Genomic DNA, 17210 nt, shown 5'->3' with positions numbered 1-17210 from the left:
TTACTGAGCGATGATGGCCTCGGCCTTACGTGGCGGCGGCGTGTCGGAAGTCTCAACAACAGCGAAACGCAGCAGGAACGCCCCGCCCGAGAGCGTCTCGAGTCGGCAGGTTACCCGCCGACCGTCGAGCAACGTAATCTCTTCGGTCAGGTTCTCACGTGCGCCGATTTCGCGCGCGAGGTTTTGCAGCCACGACCAGAAAGCGCTGGGTTCGGCGCAGGCCTGCCATTGCTTTACAGCATCGAGTAACGTCACCCGGCCCAACGACGCCTCGGGATCGACGCCCCAGAGCGCGCCATAGGCAGCATTCGATATCGCCAATTCGCCGGAAGGACGGAACACCGCGATCGCGTCCCCGATCCTGTCCAAGATCTCCTGAGACATTTCGATTTCACCGCGAAACTGCCGGGTTAGGGACGCTTCCGAGGAGATGTCTTCGAACAGGAACGCCACCGCCCCGTCCGGATGCGGGCGTCCGGTGACGCGATAGGTCTGCCCGCCCGGCAGGTTCCATGTTTCGGCGTGGAACCCCGAAGCGGCCGCCCGCTCCAGCTCGGTCATTTCCTGCCGCCAGCTTCGGTAGTCCTTCGGCTCGGGCACCATTTTGGTCTCGCGCAGCCTGTCGAGAAAGGCGTAGAGCGTAGGGCGCGTAGCGAGGAATTCCGGGCCAAGCTGAAGCAGGTCGCTCAGTGCGGGATTGAACAGCCTCAGCTGGCGGTCCCGGTCGAAAATGGCGAGCCCGGTCGGGAGATCGGCAAAGGTCTTGGTCAGGGTCTGGACGAAATCGCGCAGCGCCTGCTCGGCCCGGACGGCAGCCTCGGCGGGGAGCGCGAAATGGAGCGTACCACCTTCGAGCACAACGGAATGACAGTCGAACCAGGTCGCGACATCCGAAGCTCCTGGCGCGGGCGAGGTCAGCTCGAGCCGGTGGGGCCCGCCGCCGCTGAACGCGTCCGGCGGCAGCGTGAACAGCTTCGGCAGCGGCCAGCCGAACCCCTCTTCATCCGCGTCGAAGGCGCCTGCGCGCAGGAGGTAGGCTCTGTTCGCCCAGGTCAGCTCGCCATTTTTCTCGATCCGCCAGATCAGAACGGGGGAACGGTCGAGCGTGGCGCGCATCATCTCCAACTCGTCCTCCATCGCCCGGAGCGAGAGGTTGTCGACGCGCTGGCCCTGCCCTTCGCCCTCCGGATCGATGAGGGTGATCCGCGCCAGGCCGCGCAGGTTTTCGGCAGTCAGGCGCAGTCGCGGTTTGTCGCCGCGGGTCGCGGTTTCTGTCATCTCGAGCCGCGCGAACTCGGAGAGCCGCGCGATCCGGGACTGAAACTCCGGAAACCGCGGCGCGGCGAAGGCGGTGAAACGGGCCCAATCGGTCACCCCGACGGGCATCGTTTCCAGCAAGCGCCGCGCCGGCGGCGTCGCATCCACAAGCGCCTCATCATCGAACAGCAAGGCCACCTCCTCGACGTCCTCCCGCGCGGCGGGGGTGAGCTTGCGCCTCGGCCCGCGCCCCACGGCAATCCATGTCAGCAGCAATCCGACCAAAGCCGCGCCCACCGAGGTAAGCGCGATCATCGCCGCCTCGAGCCATGCAGTCCTCATATCCTTCGGCCTTTCAAACCTGTCGCGAGGTCGAAGGTGCGGGAGAATCGTTAAGCCGACGTTAACTCGCGTCGAGCATGCAGGCGTCGATGGGGATCAGACCGCGATCGGTTGGTTCAGGCCAAGCCCTGCCTCGTCCCGTGCCAGAAGGCGGGTAGCGGGCCAGACGACCTCCACAACCGCGCCGGAGCGCACAGGCGCTGCGGCGCGGGGCGCAAAGGGTACGTCCCCGTTGGAAAAGGTGAGCCGCCCGCCGGTCCTCTCGATCAGGGTCTTCGCGATGAACACGCCAAGCCCCATCCCCTCGTAACCTTTGCGTTCCGCCGCGTTTGCCCGCGGTTGCAGGAAGGGATCGCCGATCCGGTTGAGCACGCTCGCTGGATAGCCTTTGCCGTCGTCACTGATCCGCACGGTGATCTCTTCGTCATCCCATTCCGCCTCGACCCAGACGGTGGATTGGGCAAAATCGACGGCGTTCTGGATGAAATTGCGCAGCGCATGGATCAGTTCGGGATAGCGGTAGATCGTCGGCTGACGCTCCAGCCCCTCGACAATCGGATGGGCGTCGAAATGAATTTCGATCCCGCGCTCCATATGCGGGTCAGCCGCTTCGCGCAGAACGGCGACGATCGGCGCACTGCGCATATGCAGATCGTCCTTGCCGATCCGACCCATGGAATGGAGGATGTCGCGGCACCGATTGGCCTGCTCGCGGATCAGGAGCGCGTCGTCGCGCAAATCGGGGCTGTCTTCGAGCTCGTCGGCCAGCTCCGAACTGACCAGCTTGATCGTCGCAAGCGGCGTGCCCAACTCATGCGCGGCGGCCGCGACGACGCCGCCGAGATCGGTCAGCTTCTGCTCGCGCGCCAAGGCGAGCTGCGTCGCGCGGAGCGCATCGCCCATGGAGCGCACTTCGCTTGCCACCTTATGGGCATAGGCCCCGAGGAAGGCGACGCCGATGATGATCGAAAGCCAGTAGCCGAATTCGAACACGTCCGGCACCGCGATCACCTCGCCGGTCTTGCTGACCAAAGGTAGGTAGACCACGGCGACGATCGAGATCATCACCATTGTCGCGAGACCGAGAAGGATCGTGGCCGATCTCTCCAGTGCGGTCGCCGCTATGGTGACGGGCACCAGAATGAGCAACGCGAAGGGGTTGTTCATCCCGCCAGTAATCGACAGCAGCAGCGCGAGCTGCGCCATGTCGAACATCAGCGTCGCCGCCGCTTCGGGCTGGGTGAGGCGCTTGGTGTCGGGAAACAGGAAAATCGCCACGAGATTGGCCGCGATCGCTGCCGCCACCGTGGCGAGGCACAGCGCCAGATCCAACGCGATATCATAAACGAAATAGGCCACGAAAATCGCGCCAAGCTGTCCCACGATCGCGGTCCAGCGCAGGAAGATCAGCGTCCGGAGGCGCACCCAGTCGTGGTGAATCTCGGCCGGGCCGGGTTGGGCCTCGAGGCGTTGAGCCATGTCGTCTCCCGCGTCCAAAGCGCACATCGCCGGAATTGGCGGCATGAAAGCATTGATAATCGCCGCCCGCCGCGCGATCAATGCAGCCGTGAGAGGAGTGACAATATGAACCGTATTGCGAAAATTTCCGCCATCGGCGCTTCGGCGATCGTGGTCATCGGCCTTGGCGTTACCTGGTTCGCGGCGACCCGCAGCCAGGACGACGATATTTTCGCGCAATGCCGCCAGAGTGTCGTCGCAGGCGGCGCGGGCGAGATTGGCGGTCCTTTCACGCTGACCGACGAGAACGGTAAGGAGGTGACCGATGCGGATGTCATCACCGAGCCGAGCATTCTCTATTTTGGCTATACCTACTGCCCCGATGTCTGCCCGCTCGACAGCGCACGCAACGCCGAGGCCGTGAGCCTCCTCGAAAAGCGCGGATATTCGGTGACGCCGGTCTTCATCTCGGTCGATTCCGCGCGCGACACGCCGGAGCTTATTAAGGAATTCACCGATTTCATGCATCCGAAAATGATCGGACTGACCGGCACGCCGGAGCAGATCAAGAAGGTCTCGCAGGAATATCGTACCTATTTCAAAGTGCAGGATCCGAACGACCCCTACACGCTGATCGACCACTCGACACAGAGCTACCTGGTCTTCCCCGATTCCGGTTTCGCGGAATACTACAACCGCGACACGACGCCGGAGCAGATGGCCGACAGCGTCGCCTGTTTCGTCGACGCATGGAAAAAGGCCAATCCCGACGGCGCAGCCGGAAATTGACCGAGTAGGCGCGCGCGTCTAAAACCAATCAAACGTTAAACTCGACGACAGGGAGTTACGATAATGGCTGAAGACATCAGCGCGGATATCGGTCCGGACAAATCGCTTCTGATCGTCGATGATGATGTGCCGTTTCTCACGCGGCTGGCGCGCGCGATGGAGAAGCGCGGCTTCGAGACCCAGACGGCCGAAACCGTGGCTGCAGGCCGCGCCATCGTGCAATCGAACCCGCCCGCCTATGCGGTGATCGACCTGCGGCTCGAGGACGGAAATGGGCTCGATGTGGTCGAGGCGCTTCGTGAAAAGCGTGCCGATGCCCGAATCGTGGTTCTGACCGGATACGGGGCGATTGCGACCGCTGTGGCCGCCGTGAAAATGGGGGCGACCGATTATATCGCGAAGCCTGCCGATGCCACTGACGTCACGAATGCGCTATTGGCGAAAGGCGAAGTCGCCCCGCCGCCGCCGGAAAACCCGATGAGCGCGGATCGCGTGCGTTGGGAACATATTCAACGTGTGTACGAACTTTGCGACCGGAATGTCTCGGAAACCGCGCGCCGTTTGAATATGCACCGCCGGACCCTTCAGCGGATTTTGGCCAAACGGAGCCCCCGCTGACGTTTTGGTCAGGTTGTTAATTAATTTACGTTTCTATTTAATGCTCCGGAATATGCAATTCGGAGCATTAAAATGAATCTAGATGATATGTCCCTCGACGAACTCAAGGCTCTTCGCAAGCAAGTCGACAAGGCGATCTCCAGCTACGAGGATCGCAAGAAGAAAGAAGCGATCGATCAGCTTGAGCGCGCGGCCCGCGATATGGGCTATTCGTTGGCGGAATTGACCGGTTCGGGCTCGGCCAAGCCGCGCCGCACCGTGCCGCCGAAATACGCCAATCCCGACAATGCCAGCGAAACCTGGACCGGCCGTGGCCGCAAGCCGCGTTGGGTGCAAGCCGCTCTCGATAATGGAAAATCGCTCGATGATCTGAAGATCTGAGTCTCGAGTTGGATACCTTTATGCAAGGCCTGCCGAAATGGCAGGCTTTTCGCATTACAGCTCTGCCAGAAGCGCTTCGTGGCGTGCGGCATAATCAGCGCGCACTTCCGACGGTGGCCGCAGGTGTATTTTAAAGGTCTCGGCATATTCGGGCGCGAGTTTGCCGAAAACCTTGTCGGATTCCGCCTTGGAAAATCCGGCGATCTGTTCGGCCTCCAACCGCGCCGAAACGATATCCGCCTTTTTGATAGCGCGTTTGATTCGTACGGGAAGCGCTGCGGGTAGACCAAACCGTATATGCACCGCCGCAATCAGACGATTATCGAGCGCGCCGTAGCCTTCGCCGATCGCCGCTTTCACCGGGCTGATCATATCGCCCAGTACATATTCCGGCGCGTCGTGCAAAAGCGCCGCCAATTTCCATTTCGCCGCGATCTTAGGATTCTGGTGGCAGAAAATCTGCTCCACCAGCAGCGAATGCTCGGCCACCGAATAGGGCCAGTCACCGAAGGTCTGCCCGTTCCAGCGGGCCACGAAAGCCAGACCATGCGCGATATCCTCGATCTCGATATCGACGGGCGTCGGGTCCAGCAGGTCGAGCCGGCGTCCCGAGAGCATCCTTTGCCAAGCGCGTTTCATATGATCACCGTATAGTCGTCGGGAGAACGCGCGAGATAGCGCGCCATCTTGTTTCTGTTGATGAGACGCCGAACGAGCATTTTCTTCATCAGCTTGCTGCCCGGCCAAAGCGTGGCTGCGGCGTCTCGGGTCGCGCTTTACACGGGTTCGTCGGGCCGATGTCATCCGCAAAAATCTGCGGGAGCATCTGCCGCACATACATGACCGAACCGCGTCCGCGATCCGTCGAAAAGCCCGCGAATATCGGCTCCGGATCGAAACTGCACCGCCGCAGACCCAACGCCTCGGGCGAATCCGGAAGCGTGACCGGCTCGGCGCTCACGATGCAGATGTCGAAATCCCGATCCGGATGGAGCGCGGCAATCTGGGCGGCCGCATGCGCCGCATAAGGCGGGTAAGCGCCGTCGCAGCAAAACGCGATCGCATTGCGGTGCTGCGCCGGTTTCGAGCAGGCCAGATCGATCTCCATTCGCTCCTCTCATGCAGCGCGTATCTGTGACTAGCCAAAGCCAATCCGGCTGTAAACGTCACAGAAAGAGGAACATTTCCGCGCATGGCGAGTTCTCGGGTTGACACGGAGAGAAAAAGGGGAAGCGAAAATGCAAACCTCGAAAACCACGTTTCTTACCGCCGGGATCGCCATCATTTCGATCCCCGCGACCATCGCCATCGCCGCCGTGCGCAGCGACGAGGCTGTGACGCCTGCCCAGCATCCCCAAGCGGCGCGGCAGGTCATGCTCGACGGCTACGAGGGCAACGGGCGCCCGATGGAGGATATCCCCTCCGAAATTCCCTATGGCGATCTGTCGGCCTTCGACGACGTCACCGCGATCGGCGAGGCACAAAGCCCCAACCAACCATATTGCGACAAGCGCGCGAAGCTGGTGGATTCCCTCAATCACGATTTCGCGGAGAAGCCCGCGATGACGAAACAGCTCGGCGATCACCGCAAGGTCGAGCTTTACGCGTCGAGCCTCATGGGCACCTGGACTGCGGTCTATACCCGCGCCGACAACGTCTCCTGCATCGTGTCCTCGGGCACCGACTGGAAGCGTGGCAAGAACCCGGTGGCGCTTCTGCATCGCGAGGGGATTCTGCCCGCCACCTGATCGTGATCGGCCTTCATTGCCGCTTTACGGTCCCGGTGCTACATAGCTCCCAAATCAGATTGGGAGCCGCGCATGGCCGATTACGTAATCAAGGATATCGCTCTGGCCGAATATGGCCGCAAGGAGCTCGACATCGCCGAAACCGAAATGCCGGGTCTGATGGCCTGCCGCGCAGAATTCGGCGAGAGCAAACCGCTGAAAGGCGCGCGCATCGCGGGGTCGCTGCACATGACGGTGCAGACCGCGGTGCTGATCGAAACACTGAAAGCGCTTGGCGCCGATGTGCGTTGGGCCTCGTGCAACATCTTCTCGACGCAGGATCACGCGGCCGCGGCTATTGCTGCGGGCGGCACGCCTGTCTTCGCGATCAAGGGCGAGACGCTCGCGGAATACTGGTCCTATACCGACCAGATTTTCCAGTTCGAGGAAGGCACCTGCAACATGATCCTCGACGACGGCGGGGATGCGACGCTCTACATCCTGCTCGGCGCGCGGGTCGAGAACGGTGAGACCGACCTGATCGAAGTGCCCACCTCGGAAGAGGAAGAGGCGCTGTTCGCTCAGATCAAGAAGCGCATGAAGGAAAGCCCCGGCTGGTTCACCAAGCAGCGCGACGCGATCAAGGGCGTCTCGGAAGAGACCACGACCGGCGTGCATCGCCTTTATGATCTGCACAAGAAGGGACTGCTGCCCTTCCCGGCAATCAACGTGAACGACTCGGTCACCAAGTCGAAGTTCGACAACAAATACGGCTGCAAAGAGAGCCTCGTTGACGGCATCCGCCGCGCGACCGACGTGATGATGGCCGGCAAGGTCGCCGTCGTCTGCGGTTACGGCGATGTGGGCAAAGGCTCCGCCGCTTCGCTGCGCGGTGCAGGTGCTCGTGTGAAGGTCACCGAAGTAGATCCGATCTGCGCGCTGCAAGCTGCGATGGACGGGTTCGAGGTCGTCGTGCTGGAAGACGTGGTCGACAGCGCCGACATCTTCATCACCACCACCGGCAACAAGGACGTCATTCGGATCGAGCATATGCGCGAGATGAAGGACATGGCGATCGTCGGCAATATCGGCCATTTCGACAATGAAATTCAGGTCGCGAACCTGAAGAACCACAAATGGACGAACGTCAAAGAGCAAGTGGACATGATCGAGATGCCCTCGGGCTCGCGCATCATCCTGCTGTCGGAAGGCCGCCTGCTGAACCTGGGCAACGCCACCGGCCACCCGAGCTTCGTGATGTCGGCGTCGTTCACCAATCAGGTGCTGGCGCAGATCGAGCTGTGGACCAAGGGCGATGACTACGCGCCGGGCGTCTACATCCTGCCCAAGCACCTCGATGAAAAGGTCGCCCGCCTGCATCTGGACCGGATCGGCGTGAAGCTGACCCAGCTCAAGCCCGATCAGGCGGAATATATCGGCGTCACGGTCGAAGGCCCCTTCAAGCCCGAGCATTACCGCTACTGACCGGATCACATCGCAATTTCGAAGGCCGCGCGGCAAGGCGCGGCCTTTTTACGTGCAACGCGGGCGGTGATCGGTTTTCCTTGGGACAGGAGGAGAGCGATGACACCCGAAGACCTTGCCGCGCGATTCAAACCGCAGTTGGAAGCGGAGCTGGCAGAGCTGCGCACCGCCTCGCAGGACACCGCGCAGACCCGCAAGCCCGTCGAGCTGGACCAGCAAAGCGTCGGTCGGCTGTCGCGCATGGACGCGTTGCAGAATCAGGCGATGGCCAATGCGGTCGACGGTCGCCGCAAGCATCGGATCACAGCGATAGAGGCCGCGCTCCAGCGTATCGAAGAGGACGAATTCGGCTATTGCGACAGCTGCGGCGAGCCGATCCCCGAGAAGCGCCTCGAACTCGACCCGACCTTCACACAATGCGTTTCCTGTCGCGGCGGAGGCTGAGGCGCGACAGGTCCGGGATTTACACTTTGTAATTTCCCTATCTGGGCTTAACCTGCGCCTGCCTTCATTTCTGGGCAAAGCAACCTGATAGGTGGGACAGATGGGTAAAAGAGACGAGCTGATTGAGAAATACGCCGAGGATCTGAAATCCAAATGCGGCATGGCCCCTGACATGGAGCTTCTGACCAAGGTGACGATCGGCTGCGGCCCCTCGATCTACGATGCGGATGCATCGACCGTCGCGGCCACGGACAAGGGGGAGCTGGAAACCGTGAAGGACAACTTCCTCGTCAAGAAACTCGGCCTCTCCGACGGCCCCGAACTGATGGATGCGATCGACAGCGTGATCGAGACCTACGGCCGGTCCGAGCGCAACAAGTATCGCGCCGTGATCTATTACATGCTCACCAAGCATTTCGGCAAAGAGAGCGTGTACGCCTGATCGCGACAGCCTCGCGTAGAATGTGACGCCCCGCGGCCCGGCCTGTCCGGGCCGTTCGCTTTAGCGGATCAGCGCCTTGATCCCCGCGACATGCGCAGCCCGCGCACCCAGCGCATCGGCAGCGAGCGTCGCGACCGTCTCGTCCAGCGTCTCGCGCGGCACGATCCGGTCGATCAACCCCCAGCTCAAGGCCTCTTCGGCCTCGATCTTCTGCCCCGCCATCAGGATCATCTTGGCCCGCGCGGGCCCGACCAAAGCGACCATGCGCGCCGGGTCCGAGGGCTGCGGCAGGAAGCCGAGCTTCATCACCGGGTAGAAGAATTTCGCGCCCGGGACGGCGATGCGCAGATCGCAAGCGAGCGCCATGCCCATCGCGCCCCCGGCCAAAGTGCCGTTCAGCGCCGCGATCGTCAGGCAGGGCAGCGAAGCGATCGCGCCGGAAAGCCGTTCCCAAACCGGGTCGGTCGCGAGCGTTCCCGTCTTCGCCTCTGCCAGATCGGCCCCGGCGGAGAACACCTTGCCGGTCCCGGTCAGCACGAAAGCCCGCGCCTCCTCGCGCCCCGCGCGCTCGGCCAGATCAGCGATCTCGCCCAACATCGCGCCGGTCAGCGAGTTGGCTTTTTCAGGACGGTCGATGGTCACGCGCCACAGCCCGTTCTCGATCTCGTGGCGGATCATCCCCAGCCTCCTCACAACTCCCGTGAAACCCCTCTAGCAGCCCCGCGAAGGCTTGACCATCGGCCTGACCCAAAGGAGGATGGCCGCGACTTGGTTCTCAGTGGAAAGGTACCCTCTTATGGCATGGCTCAAAACCGTCGGTTCCGGCGCCGTCGTGGTTTCGCTGCTGTCCACCACGGCCTCTTTCGCGGATGTAACCGCGGAGCAGGTCTGGCAGGCGTGGCAATCCGAATACCAGACCTACGGCTACGAGGTGATGGTCGGCGGTCAGAACCGAGAGGGCGACACGCTCATCGTCTCCGACGTGAAGATGGTGCGCAATGTCGACAATATGAGCCTCACGCTCGACGTTCCCGAACTGAAGCTGCGCGACCGCGGCGACGGCACGGTGGAGACCATTTTCCCCGAGAAGATGACCGGTGACATGACCGGAAAGCCTGGCACCGACACCTCGGACGTCGCCATGAAGATGACGATGACCCAGACCGACAGCAAGATCATCGTTTCCGGGTCGCCGGGCGATCTGACCTACGATATCGACGCGCCGAAACTGACCGTGGATCTCGACCAGACCGTCTCCGCCGAGGGGCAGGATGTTCCGATCAAGATGTATCTTGCGCTGAAGGACACCAAGGGCAATTACCACGTCGTCGACGGCGATATGCATTCGGTCGACTCGAAGATGGCGATCGGCACGCTCGACCTTACCGCCTCCGGGGCCGATCCCGAGGGCAGCGGCACGTTCAACATGAACGGCCAGATGAACGATCTCTCCTACGAGGGGAGTTTCGCGATGCCCAAGGACGTCTCCTCCGAAAAGCTCGACGAAGCGCTCAATTCCGGTGCAAACCTCGATCTGTCGATGACCTATGCCAGCTCGAACTGGGCGACCACCGCCGACGGACCCAACGGCAAGGTCGATCAGAAGACCACCGACGAGGGCGGGAAATTCGACGTCACGATGTCGAAGGACGGTCTGTCCTTCGGCGGTCAGAGCAACAACGGCCACATCGAGATCGCCACGCCCGACCTGCCTTTCCCGATCACCGCGGATATCCAGTCGGCGGACATGACCTTCGCGGTGCCGGTCGCAAAAGCGGATACGGCGCAGGACTACAAGGCGAAGCTCGGCTTCAACGGCGTCTCGGTCTCCGACAACATCTGGGCGATGTTCGATCCTAACGGCGATCTGCCGCATGACCCGGCGACGCTGCAGGTGGATCTCTCGGGCAAGATGAAGCTCACCGAGGATCTGTTCAGCCCCGCCGCCGCCGCGATGGACTCGCCCCCGATGGAGGTCCAGACCGTCGACATCAACAACATCAAGCTGTCGATGGTCGGCGCCGATCTGAACGGCAAGGGCGCGCTGGAGCTGAAGAATGGCGGGCCGATGCCGATGCCCACGGGCAAGATCGATCTGACGCTGACCGGGGCGAACGCGCTGATGGACAAGCTGGTCTCGATGGGCCTCGTGCCGCAGGATCAGATCATGTTCGGGCGGATGATGCTGGGCCTCTACGCCAAACCCACGGGCGACGACGCCTACGCGTCGCAGGTCGAGTTCAAGGATGGCGGGGAAATCCTCGTCAACGGCCAACGCGTCCAGTAAACACTGAAACCCACGGCGCGAAGCCGTCCGGATCTCCGGGCGGCTTCGCGTTTTTCTCACGAGGTGGAAATGACCAAGCCCTCCCTCTCCGATCTGACCCAATCGCTGCTCGAGGCCGCGAAGCGCGCAGGCGCCCCGGCCGCCGATGCCATTGCAGTCGATGGGCGCTCGGTTGCGATCGATGTCCGCGAAGGCCGTCTCGAACAGGCCGAGCGGTCCGAGGGCGTCGAGATGGGGCTGCGTGTCCTCCTCGGTGGCAAGCAAGCCTGCGTTTCCGCCTCCGATATTTCCGCGCGCACCTTCGAGGAAATGGCCCAGCGCGCGATTGCGATGGCCCGCGAAGCGCCGGAAGATCCGTTCATCGGCCTCGCCGATCCCTCTCAGCTGACCGACCGTCGCGATGCCGACGGAATGGAACTGGCCGATCCGAGCGCCGAACCCTCCGCCGAGGCGCTGCAAAGCGACGCGCTCGAAGCCGAAGCAGCCGCGCTCGGTGTCGAAGGCGTCACGCAAGTTCAATCCGCCTCCGCCGCCTATTCCTATCGGCGTGTCCATGTCGCCGCCTCCAACGGTTTCGCGGGCGGCTACGACCGCAGTTCGCGCGTTGTCTCCGCCGTCGCGATTTCCGGCGAGGGGCTTGGGATGGAGCGCGACTGGGCCGCCGAGAGCCGTGTTTTCCAGTCCGACCTGCCAACTGCGCAGGAGATCGGGCGACTGGCCGGTGAACGCGCTGCCGCCCGTGCCAATCCGCGCCGCCCGAAAACCGGTGCCTATCCGGTGCTGATCGACGAGCGCGTCTCGGGCAGCCTGATCGGGCATCTGCTGTCCGCGGTGAACGGGCAGGCAATCTGCCGCGGGGCCTCGTGGCTGCGCGACGCTCTGGACGACCAAGTGCTGCCCGACGGCCTGTCGCTGATTGAGGAGCCGCATCGCAAACGGGTCTCCGGGTCGCGCCCCTTCGACGCGGAAGGGCTCGCTACCGCGCGCCGCGCCATCGTCGAGAACGGCGTGCTGAAAAGCTGGACGCTCGACCTCGCCTGCGCGCGCAAGCTGGGGCTGCAATCGACGGCAAATGCCAGCCGCGGCACCTCTTCTCCGCCCTCGCCCGGCATCGGTAACGTGACCCTGACCCAAGGCGACAAGACCCGCGAGGAACTGATGGCCGAAATGGGCACCGGACTTCTGGTAACCTCCTTCATCGGGGCGACGATCAACCCCAATACCGGTGATTACTCGCGCGGGGCCTCGGGCTTCTGGGTCGAAAACGGCGAGCCGGTCTATCCCGTCAACGAGTGCACGATCGCGGGCAACCTGCGCGACATGCTCCGCAGCATCCGACCCGCGAATGACGCGCGGATGCATCTGAGCCATATCGTGCCCTCGCTTCTCCTCGAAGGGATGACGCTTGCCGGAGACTGATCTTCCCCTGCTCATCGAGACCGCCAAAGAGGCCGGTGCGCTCGCGCTCACATACTGGAAAAAAGCGCCCGAAGCCTGGGACAAAGGCGACGGGGCCGGTCCGGTGTCCGAGGCCGATCTAGCGGTGAACGCGCTACTGGAAGAGCGCCTGCGCGGCGCCCGGCCCGATTACGGCTGGCTGTCCGAGGAAAGCACCGACGATCCGGCCCGTCTTGCGGCGCGCTCGACCTTCATCGTCGATCCGATCGACGGCACGCGCGCCTTTCTCGCCCATGATGGCGGCTTCGCACATGCGCTGGCCGTGGTGCGCGATGGCGCGGTCGTGGCGGGCGTGGTGCATCTGCCGGTGCACGATCTCACCTATTCGGCATCGATCGGCGGTCCGGCTTGCCTGAACGGGGAGCCGCTGCGGCCCGGTGCACAAGAAGTGCTGTCCGGCGCGACGGTTCTGACCTCGAAACTCTCCGACAATCCAAGCTTCTGGCGGCACGGCCAGCCGGATTACCAGCGCCATTTCCGCTCGTCACTGGCGTGGCGGCTGTGTCTGGTGGCCGAGGGGCGATTCGACGCGACGATTTCGCTGCGTCCGGCGTGGGAGTGGGACATCGCCGCCGCGAGCCTGATCGCCCAACGCGCCGGGCTTCTGGCAACGGATCGCAATGGACGCGCGCTGCGGTTCAACCGCTCCCCGCCGCAATCGAGCGGGCTGGTCGTCGCCAACCCGGTCCTGCATGAGAAATTCATCGAGAATCTGGCGTTTTGGCCTGATTAGGGTCTACCAGCGCAGCACGCGCTTCCCGAGCAAAGCACCCACAAGCATCACGACGACGATCCCCGCGCCATACCACGTGACGTAGAACAACGGGCTGTCCTCGGTGCAGTGCAAGGCGTAGATCGCGGTACCCATTCCTCCGGCGGCGAGCCCCGCGAGCGCCCCGGCCCGCGCCGGGCGCGTCACCGCCCCTTTGCGCAGGCTCACGAGAAGCGCGGCCAAGGCCGGGAAGGACAGCATCGGAACGGAGATCAGACAGGGCAGGATCGTCTCACCCTTGAAATCCGCCATCCGCTGCCCGTCGGGCGTGGTCAGGTAGGCATAGACCAGAAGCGCGGCCCCGAGTGCCGGGAAGATCCAGAGCCACCCGGTCGACACCTTCGTCGTGGGCCGTCCCAAGCGCACTGCCATCGGCGTCACGAGCACGGCCAAGACCAGCGGCAGGTAAAATTTCGGGGCGATTTCCGGCGTCATAAGGGTCTGTTGCAGCGGAAACCGCAAACCATAGACCGAAATCACGAACAGCGCTGACAGGAAAAGCGCCGGCACAAGCCAGCGGCCCAGCACCTGTTTCGGGCGGGGTTCGTGCAACGTGTCCTGTTGCAATACGAATATCAGGTCTTCGGTCTTCATATCTCGATCAGCCTCTCGCGAAGCGCGGCCAGTTTTTTCAACGAACGATGCAGCATGACCCGCACCGCTCCCTCACTCATATCTAACGCATCGCCAGTTTCCGCGATGCTTTTCCCTTCGAGCCCGATGGCGCGCACCAATTGTGCTGCGCGGGGCTCAAGATGGGTCAAAAACGTCTCTATATCGGCCTTTTCTGTAGGATCCGCCTCAGGCGCGGCGGGCAGCACCTCGGCGAAGTCCTCGACCGGAAGATGGATACGTCGCCCGCGTTTGCGAAAGGCGTCGACCACCTTGTGCCGGGCGATTGCGTAACACCACGGCGCAGCAGGCTCATCTTCGCGCCAAGTGTGACGCTTCAGATGGATGGCGAGCAAAACCTCCTGCACAACGTCCTCGCAATCAGCCTCTGACAACCCTCCGCCACGCGACCGCACCACCGAGCGAAGCACGGGGGTCACGGCTTGCAGGAACAAGCCATAGGCGCGCTTGTCGCCCGCATTCGCAGCCCGCAGGAGCTGCGACCAATCTGCCCGCCGATCATGCATCATCGCCGTCCCTTCGTTCGCGATCATGCCTTCGTTACAGCCGGAGCGAAAAACTTTTTTCGTTCACGCTGGCGTGAGCATCGTAACGACGCCGTGACCTCTCGCGAACGGTGATCAGGGCCGCAAGAGGCCCCAACCAATCAGGGAGACTACCATGAAGACCGAAACTACCCTTGGCTTTGCCGCTGCTCTGACATGCGCGATGGGGCTGGCCAGCGCCGCCCATGCCGAAGATCAGGCGATGGAGAAATGCTACGGCGTCGCGATGGCCGGGCAGAACGATTGCGCCGCCGGCCCCGGCACCACCTGCGCCGGCACCGCGACTATGGATTATCAGGGCAACGCCTGGAAACTCGTCCCGGCAGGCACCTGCACCGAGATCGAGACGCCGCACGGCATGGGCTCGCTCGAACCGAAAGAGATGTGACGCCAAGCGGGGCGTGCGGTCGGCGTGCGCCCCGTTTTCTCATCAATGGAGGCTGCCATGACACTGCCACGCAAAGCGGGCCTCGGCTTCAAGCCAGAGCACTTTCCCGCCATATCAGAGACGAAACCGGACCTCGGGTTCTTCGAAATCCACGCGGAAAACTATATGGGCGCGGGCGGGATGCCGCATGCGATGCTGGAGCGGCTGCGCGCGGACTACGCGCTTTCGGTGCATGGCGTGGGCCTCTCGATCGGCGGGCCCGATCCGCTGGATCGCGACCACCTCGCGCGGCTCAAGGCGCTCTGCGACCGATACGACCCCGAGAGCTTCTCGGAACACCTCGCCTGGGCAAGCCATGGTGGCGTCTGGATGCACGATCTGCTGCCCCTGCCCTACACTGCGGAAACGCTCGCGCTGATCTGCGATCACGTCGATGAGGTGCAGGAGCATCTCGGCCGCCGGATGCTGCTCGAAAATCCGGCGACCTATGTACTCTTCGACAATTCCGAGATCCCCGAGACCGAGTTTCTGACCGAGATCAGCCAGCGGACCGGCTGCGGATTGCTGTTGGATGTGAACAATGTCTTCGTGTCCTGCGTGAACAACCGACAGGATCCGCGCGCCTATCTCGAGGCGTTCCCGCTGAACCGTGTCGGCGAGGTCCATCTGGCAGGTCATGAAGAGGAAGAGCTGCCCTCCGGGCCCCTGCTGATCGACAGCCACGGGCGCGAAGTCGCTGAACCGGTTTGGGCGCTTTACGCCGAAACAGTCTCTAAATCTGGGCCGCTACCGAGCCTTACCGAATGGGACAACGACGTGCCGGACTTCGCTACTTTAATGGCCGAGGCCGAGCGTGCGTCGATGATCCTGTCGGGAGACCACCATGCCCTCGCATCGTGACTTCGCCCGCGGTTTCCGCGAGGGCCTGACCGGAGGGCCCGCGCCGCAAAACGCAACCGCCCAAGATCCAGCCGAGATCGAGCGCCGCTTCGACGTTTACCGCAACAACGTGGCGCATGGGCTGACACAGGCCCTCGCGCGGCATTTCCCGGCGATCGAGCGGCTTCTTGGCGCGGATTGCTTCAGGGGGCTCGCCCGGGCCTATATCGCCGAGCACCCGCCGCACACGCCCGTTCTGACCGAATGGGGCGGCGCGTTTCCGGCCTATCTGGCAGATGAACCTTCGCTGCAATCGCTAAGCTATCTGCCCGACGTCGCCCGCATCGAATGGGCGCGCAGCCGGGCCTATCACGCAGCCGATTCAGAGCCTATTGCGCGGGAATGCCTGCAAGAGACAGCCAAACGCGCGGGCACTGATCTGTGTCTCGATCTGCATCCGTCGGTGCAAGTTCTTCAGCTCCTGACACCTGCGGGTTCGATCTGGGCCTCGCAACAACCAGGTGGCCCCGCTCCACCGCGGGCGACCGAATGGAGGCCGGAGACACTGCTGATTGCGCGGCGCGGGATCGCTCATGTAATCACGTCCGTCGTTCGTAGCTCGACCGGTCGCTTCATCTCGACCCTCTGTGCAGGCGAAACCGTCGCCCGCGCACAAGACCGCGCGGGAGCGGATTTTGACCTCAACGCAGCGCTTCTGCTGCTGCTGGAGAATGCGCTGATCGTCGGCGCGGGCATCGAAAGAGGACACGACTCATGACCGATGCGATCGAGATGAAAACGTCAAAACAGGGTCTATTCAGGCTGTATCATCGATTTTCCGATCTAGCCCAGCGCCTACCGGAGGAGATTGTTCTGATCGGAGCGCGGCTTTTTCCAGCGATGGTGTTCTGGATGTCCGGTCGGACGAAGGTGGAAGGGTTCATGATCAAGGATTCCACCTTCACCCTCTTTCAATACGAATACGACCTGCCCCTCATTCCGCATCAATGGGCGGCGGTGCTCGCGACATTCTCGGAGCATTTCTTCCCACTTCTGCTGATCCTCGGCCTTGGCAGCCGACTTGCAGCGCTCGCGCTTCTGGCAATGACGCTGGTGATCCAGATCTTCGTCTATCCCAGCGCATGGGTGACGCATGGGCTTTGGGCAATCGCGCTTCTGACGGTTCTGATGAAGGGCCCCGGGCGGCTTTCTTTCGACAAGCTCCTTGGATTGGAACGCTGAGCCTTGCTCTCCCCGCCTGCACGATTATGTGTGAGCGCAAAGGAGAGCGGATGCGCGAGAGCG

General features: G+C 62.7%; 21 protein-coding genes. 14 read left to right on the top strand and 7 right to left on the bottom strand.

Annotation, left to right across the window (positions count from 1 at the left end; translation table 11 throughout):
* Entirely contained in the window at positions 1 to 1599 is a 1599-nt protein-coding gene (locus tag B6V75_RS13155) for a PAS-domain containing protein (RefSeq protein WP_088719984.1), read from the bottom strand.
* A 96-nt stretch (positions 1600 to 1695) separates the two neighbouring features.
* Positions 1696 to 3078: an ActS/PrrB/RegB family redox-sensitive histidine kinase gene (locus B6V75_RS13150; RefSeq protein ID WP_088719983.1), complete on the bottom strand. Its 1383-nt coding sequence runs from the start codon at positions 3076 to 3078 to the stop codon at positions 1696 to 1698.
* Positions 3079 to 3183: 105 nt separating this feature from the next.
* On the opposite strand from B6V75_RS13150, the gene B6V75_RS13145 reads away from it, so the two are divergent.
* The 3 genes from B6V75_RS13145 to B6V75_RS13135 all read left to right on the top strand — a co-directional run bounded on the left by B6V75_RS13145 (position 3184) and on the right by B6V75_RS13135 (position 4845).
* Positions 3184 to 3846 (top strand): SCO family protein, encoded by a 663-nt coding sequence (locus B6V75_RS13145; protein WP_088719982.1) that lies wholly within the window; start codon positions 3184 to 3186, stop codon positions 3844 to 3846.
* A 63-nt stretch (positions 3847 to 3909) separates the two neighbouring features.
* A complete protein-coding gene (locus B6V75_RS13140; protein ID WP_075776681.1) occupies positions 3910 to 4464 on the top strand; it encodes an ActR/PrrA/RegA family redox response regulator transcription factor in 555 nt (184 codons plus the stop codon).
* 66 nt (positions 4465 to 4530) lie between these two features.
* The gene (locus B6V75_RS13135; protein WP_168174483.1) at positions 4531 to 4845 is read left to right on the top strand and encodes an H-NS histone family protein; all 315 of its coding nucleotides are present in this window, start codon (positions 4531 to 4533) and stop codon (positions 4843 to 4845) included.
* 54 nt (positions 4846 to 4899) lie between these two features.
* Here the strand turns inward: B6V75_RS13135 and B6V75_RS13130 are convergent, their stop codons facing one another.
* Positions 4900 to 5484 carry a hypothetical protein gene (locus B6V75_RS13130; RefSeq protein ID WP_088719980.1) on the bottom strand — a complete coding sequence of 195 codons (585 nt, stop codon included), beginning with the start codon at positions 5482 to 5484 and terminating at the stop codon, positions 4900 to 4902.
* An 88-nt stretch (positions 5485 to 5572) separates the two neighbouring features.
* Entirely contained in the window at positions 5573 to 5953 is a 381-nt protein-coding gene (locus B6V75_RS13125) for a hypothetical protein (RefSeq protein ID WP_088719979.1), read from the bottom strand.
* A gap of 130 nt (positions 5954 to 6083) precedes the next feature.
* Between B6V75_RS13125 and B6V75_RS13120 the strand changes: the two genes are divergently transcribed.
* From B6V75_RS13120 to B6V75_RS13105, 4 genes are all read left to right on the top strand, one after another.
* Positions 6084 to 6593: a hypothetical protein gene (locus B6V75_RS13120; RefSeq protein WP_075776685.1), complete on the top strand. Its 510-nt coding sequence runs from the start codon at positions 6084 to 6086 to the stop codon at positions 6591 to 6593.
* A 72-nt stretch (positions 6594 to 6665) separates the two neighbouring features.
* Positions 6666 to 8057: an adenosylhomocysteinase gene (ahcY, locus tag B6V75_RS13115; protein ID WP_075776686.1), complete on the top strand. Its 1392-nt coding sequence runs from the start codon at positions 6666 to 6668 to the stop codon at positions 8055 to 8057.
* 99 nt (positions 8058 to 8156) lie between these two features.
* A complete protein-coding gene (locus B6V75_RS13110; RefSeq protein WP_075776687.1) occupies positions 8157 to 8501 on the top strand; it encodes a TraR/DksA family transcriptional regulator in 345 nt (114 codons plus the stop codon).
* Between the two features lie 100 nt (positions 8502 to 8601).
* Complete coding sequence (locus B6V75_RS13105) at positions 8602 to 8943, top strand: DUF2853 family protein (RefSeq protein WP_075776688.1); 342 nt, start codon at positions 8602 to 8604, stop codon at positions 8941 to 8943.
* 60 nt (positions 8944 to 9003) lie between these two features.
* Here B6V75_RS13105 and B6V75_RS13100 read toward each other — a convergent pair whose 3' ends face one another.
* The gene (locus B6V75_RS13100) at positions 9004 to 9621 is read right to left on the bottom strand and encodes an enoyl-CoA hydratase/isomerase family protein (RefSeq protein ID WP_088719978.1); all 618 of its coding nucleotides are present in this window, start codon (positions 9619 to 9621) and stop codon (positions 9004 to 9006) included.
* A gap of 118 nt (positions 9622 to 9739) precedes the next feature.
* Between B6V75_RS13100 and B6V75_RS13095 the strand changes: the two genes are divergently transcribed.
* The 3 genes from B6V75_RS13095 (at position 9740) to B6V75_RS13085 (ending at position 13421) form a co-directional block, all read left to right on the top strand.
* Entirely contained in the window at positions 9740 to 11230 is a 1491-nt protein-coding gene (locus B6V75_RS13095; RefSeq protein WP_168174480.1) for a DUF2125 domain-containing protein, read from the top strand.
* Positions 11231 to 11299: 69 nt separating this feature from the next.
* Complete coding sequence (locus B6V75_RS13090) at positions 11300 to 12649, top strand: metallopeptidase TldD-related protein (RefSeq protein ID WP_075776691.1); 1350 nt, start codon at positions 11300 to 11302, stop codon at positions 12647 to 12649.
* Entirely contained in the window at positions 12636 to 13421 is a 786-nt protein-coding gene (locus tag B6V75_RS13085) for a 3'(2'),5'-bisphosphate nucleotidase CysQ (protein WP_088719976.1), read from the top strand. Before B6V75_RS13090 ends, B6V75_RS13085 begins: the two co-directional genes overlap by 14 nt.
* 3 nt (positions 13422 to 13424) lie before the next feature.
* Here the strand turns inward: B6V75_RS13085 and B6V75_RS13080 are convergent, their stop codons facing one another.
* Together B6V75_RS13080 and B6V75_RS13075 are read right to left on the bottom strand one after the other, a co-directional pair.
* Complete coding sequence (locus B6V75_RS13080; RefSeq protein ID WP_088719975.1) at positions 13425 to 14054, bottom strand: DUF1109 domain-containing protein; 630 nt, start codon at positions 14052 to 14054, stop codon at positions 13425 to 13427.
* Entirely contained in the window at positions 14051 to 14626 is a 576-nt protein-coding gene (locus B6V75_RS13075; RefSeq protein WP_233243067.1) for a sigma-70 family RNA polymerase sigma factor, read from the bottom strand. The genes B6V75_RS13080 and B6V75_RS13075 overlap by 4 nt, the downstream gene beginning before the upstream one ends.
* A 127-nt stretch (positions 14627 to 14753) precedes the next feature.
* Between B6V75_RS13075 and B6V75_RS13070 the strand changes: the two genes are divergently transcribed.
* The 4 genes from B6V75_RS13070 to B6V75_RS13055 are packed head-to-tail and all read left to right on the top strand — an operon-like array spanning position 14754 to position 17147.
* The gene (locus tag B6V75_RS13070; RefSeq protein ID WP_088719974.1) at positions 14754 to 15026 is read left to right on the top strand and encodes a DUF2282 domain-containing protein; all 273 of its coding nucleotides are present in this window, start codon (positions 14754 to 14756) and stop codon (positions 15024 to 15026) included.
* A 57-nt stretch (positions 15027 to 15083) separates the two neighbouring features.
* Positions 15084 to 15926, top strand: a complete 843-nt coding sequence (locus B6V75_RS13065; RefSeq protein WP_088719973.1) for a DUF692 domain-containing protein — start codon at positions 15084 to 15086, stop codon at positions 15924 to 15926.
* Entirely contained in the window at positions 15910 to 16683 is a 774-nt protein-coding gene (locus tag B6V75_RS13060; protein WP_088719972.1) for a DNA-binding domain-containing protein, read from the top strand. The genes B6V75_RS13065 and B6V75_RS13060 overlap by 17 nt, the downstream gene beginning before the upstream one ends.
* Positions 16680 to 17147 (top strand): DoxX family protein, encoded by a 468-nt coding sequence (locus B6V75_RS13055; protein ID WP_206185785.1) that lies wholly within the window; start codon positions 16680 to 16682, stop codon positions 17145 to 17147. Before B6V75_RS13060 ends, B6V75_RS13055 begins: the two co-directional genes overlap by 4 nt.
* The last annotated feature ends 63 nt before the right edge of the window (positions 17148 to 17210 follow it).

Origin of the sequence: Thioclava sp. F1Mire-8, assembly GCF_002213165.1 — a bacterium.
Lineage (GTDB): Bacteria > Pseudomonadota > Alphaproteobacteria > Rhodobacterales > Rhodobacteraceae > Thioclava > Thioclava nitratireducens.
Note: the sequence above shows the minus strand (reverse complement) of the source record. Positions and strands in the feature narration are given on the sequence as shown.

Excerpts from the sequence above, each read along its gene's own strand:
- B6V75_RS13155 (WP_088719984.1), bottom strand. The coding sequence starts at position 1,599 with ATGAGGACTGCATGGCTCGAGGCGGCGATGATCGCGCTTACCTCGGTG.
- B6V75_RS13150 (WP_088719983.1), bottom strand. The coding sequence starts at position 3,078 with ATGGCTCAACGCCTCGAGGCCCAACCCGGCCCGGCCGAGATTCACCAC.
- B6V75_RS13145 (WP_088719982.1), top strand. The coding sequence starts at position 3,184 with ATGAACCGTATTGCGAAAATTTCCGCCATCGGCGCTTCGGCGATCGTG.
- B6V75_RS13140 (WP_075776681.1), top strand. The coding sequence starts at position 3,910 with ATGGCTGAAGACATCAGCGCGGATATCGGTCCGGACAAATCGCTTCTG.
- B6V75_RS13130 (WP_088719980.1), bottom strand. The coding sequence starts at position 5,484 with ATGAAACGCGCTTGGCAAAGGATGCTCTCGGGACGCCGGCTCGACCTG.
- B6V75_RS13125 (WP_088719979.1), bottom strand. The coding sequence starts at position 5,953 with ATGGAGATCGATCTGGCCTGCTCGAAACCGGCGCAGCACCGCAATGCG.
- B6V75_RS13120 (WP_075776685.1), top strand. The coding sequence starts at position 6,084 with ATGCAAACCTCGAAAACCACGTTTCTTACCGCCGGGATCGCCATCATT.
- ahcY (WP_075776686.1), top strand. The coding sequence starts at position 6,666 with ATGGCCGATTACGTAATCAAGGATATCGCTCTGGCCGAATATGGCCGC.
- B6V75_RS13110 (WP_075776687.1), top strand. The coding sequence starts at position 8,157 with ATGACACCCGAAGACCTTGCCGCGCGATTCAAACCGCAGTTGGAAGCG.
- B6V75_RS13105 (WP_075776688.1), top strand. The coding sequence starts at position 8,602 with ATGGGTAAAAGAGACGAGCTGATTGAGAAATACGCCGAGGATCTGAAA.
- B6V75_RS13100 (WP_088719978.1), bottom strand. The coding sequence starts at position 9,621 with ATGATCCGCCACGAGATCGAGAACGGGCTGTGGCGCGTGACCATCGAC.
- B6V75_RS13095 (WP_168174480.1), top strand. The coding sequence starts at position 9,740 with ATGGCATGGCTCAAAACCGTCGGTTCCGGCGCCGTCGTGGTTTCGCTG.
- B6V75_RS13090 (WP_075776691.1), top strand. The coding sequence starts at position 11,300 with ATGACCAAGCCCTCCCTCTCCGATCTGACCCAATCGCTGCTCGAGGCC.
- B6V75_RS13080 (WP_088719975.1), bottom strand. The coding sequence starts at position 14,054 with ATGAAGACCGAAGACCTGATATTCGTATTGCAACAGGACACGTTGCAC.
- B6V75_RS13075 (WP_233243067.1), bottom strand. The coding sequence starts at position 14,626 with ATGATCGCGAACGAAGGGACGGCGATGATGCATGATCGGCGGGCAGAT.
- B6V75_RS13070 (WP_088719974.1), top strand. The coding sequence starts at position 14,754 with ATGAAGACCGAAACTACCCTTGGCTTTGCCGCTGCTCTGACATGCGCG.
- B6V75_RS13065 (WP_088719973.1), top strand. The coding sequence starts at position 15,084 with ATGACACTGCCACGCAAAGCGGGCCTCGGCTTCAAGCCAGAGCACTTT.
- B6V75_RS13060 (WP_088719972.1), top strand. The coding sequence starts at position 15,910 with ATGCCCTCGCATCGTGACTTCGCCCGCGGTTTCCGCGAGGGCCTGACC.
- B6V75_RS13055 (WP_206185785.1), top strand. The coding sequence starts at position 16,680 with ATGACCGATGCGATCGAGATGAAAACGTCAAAACAGGGTCTATTCAGG.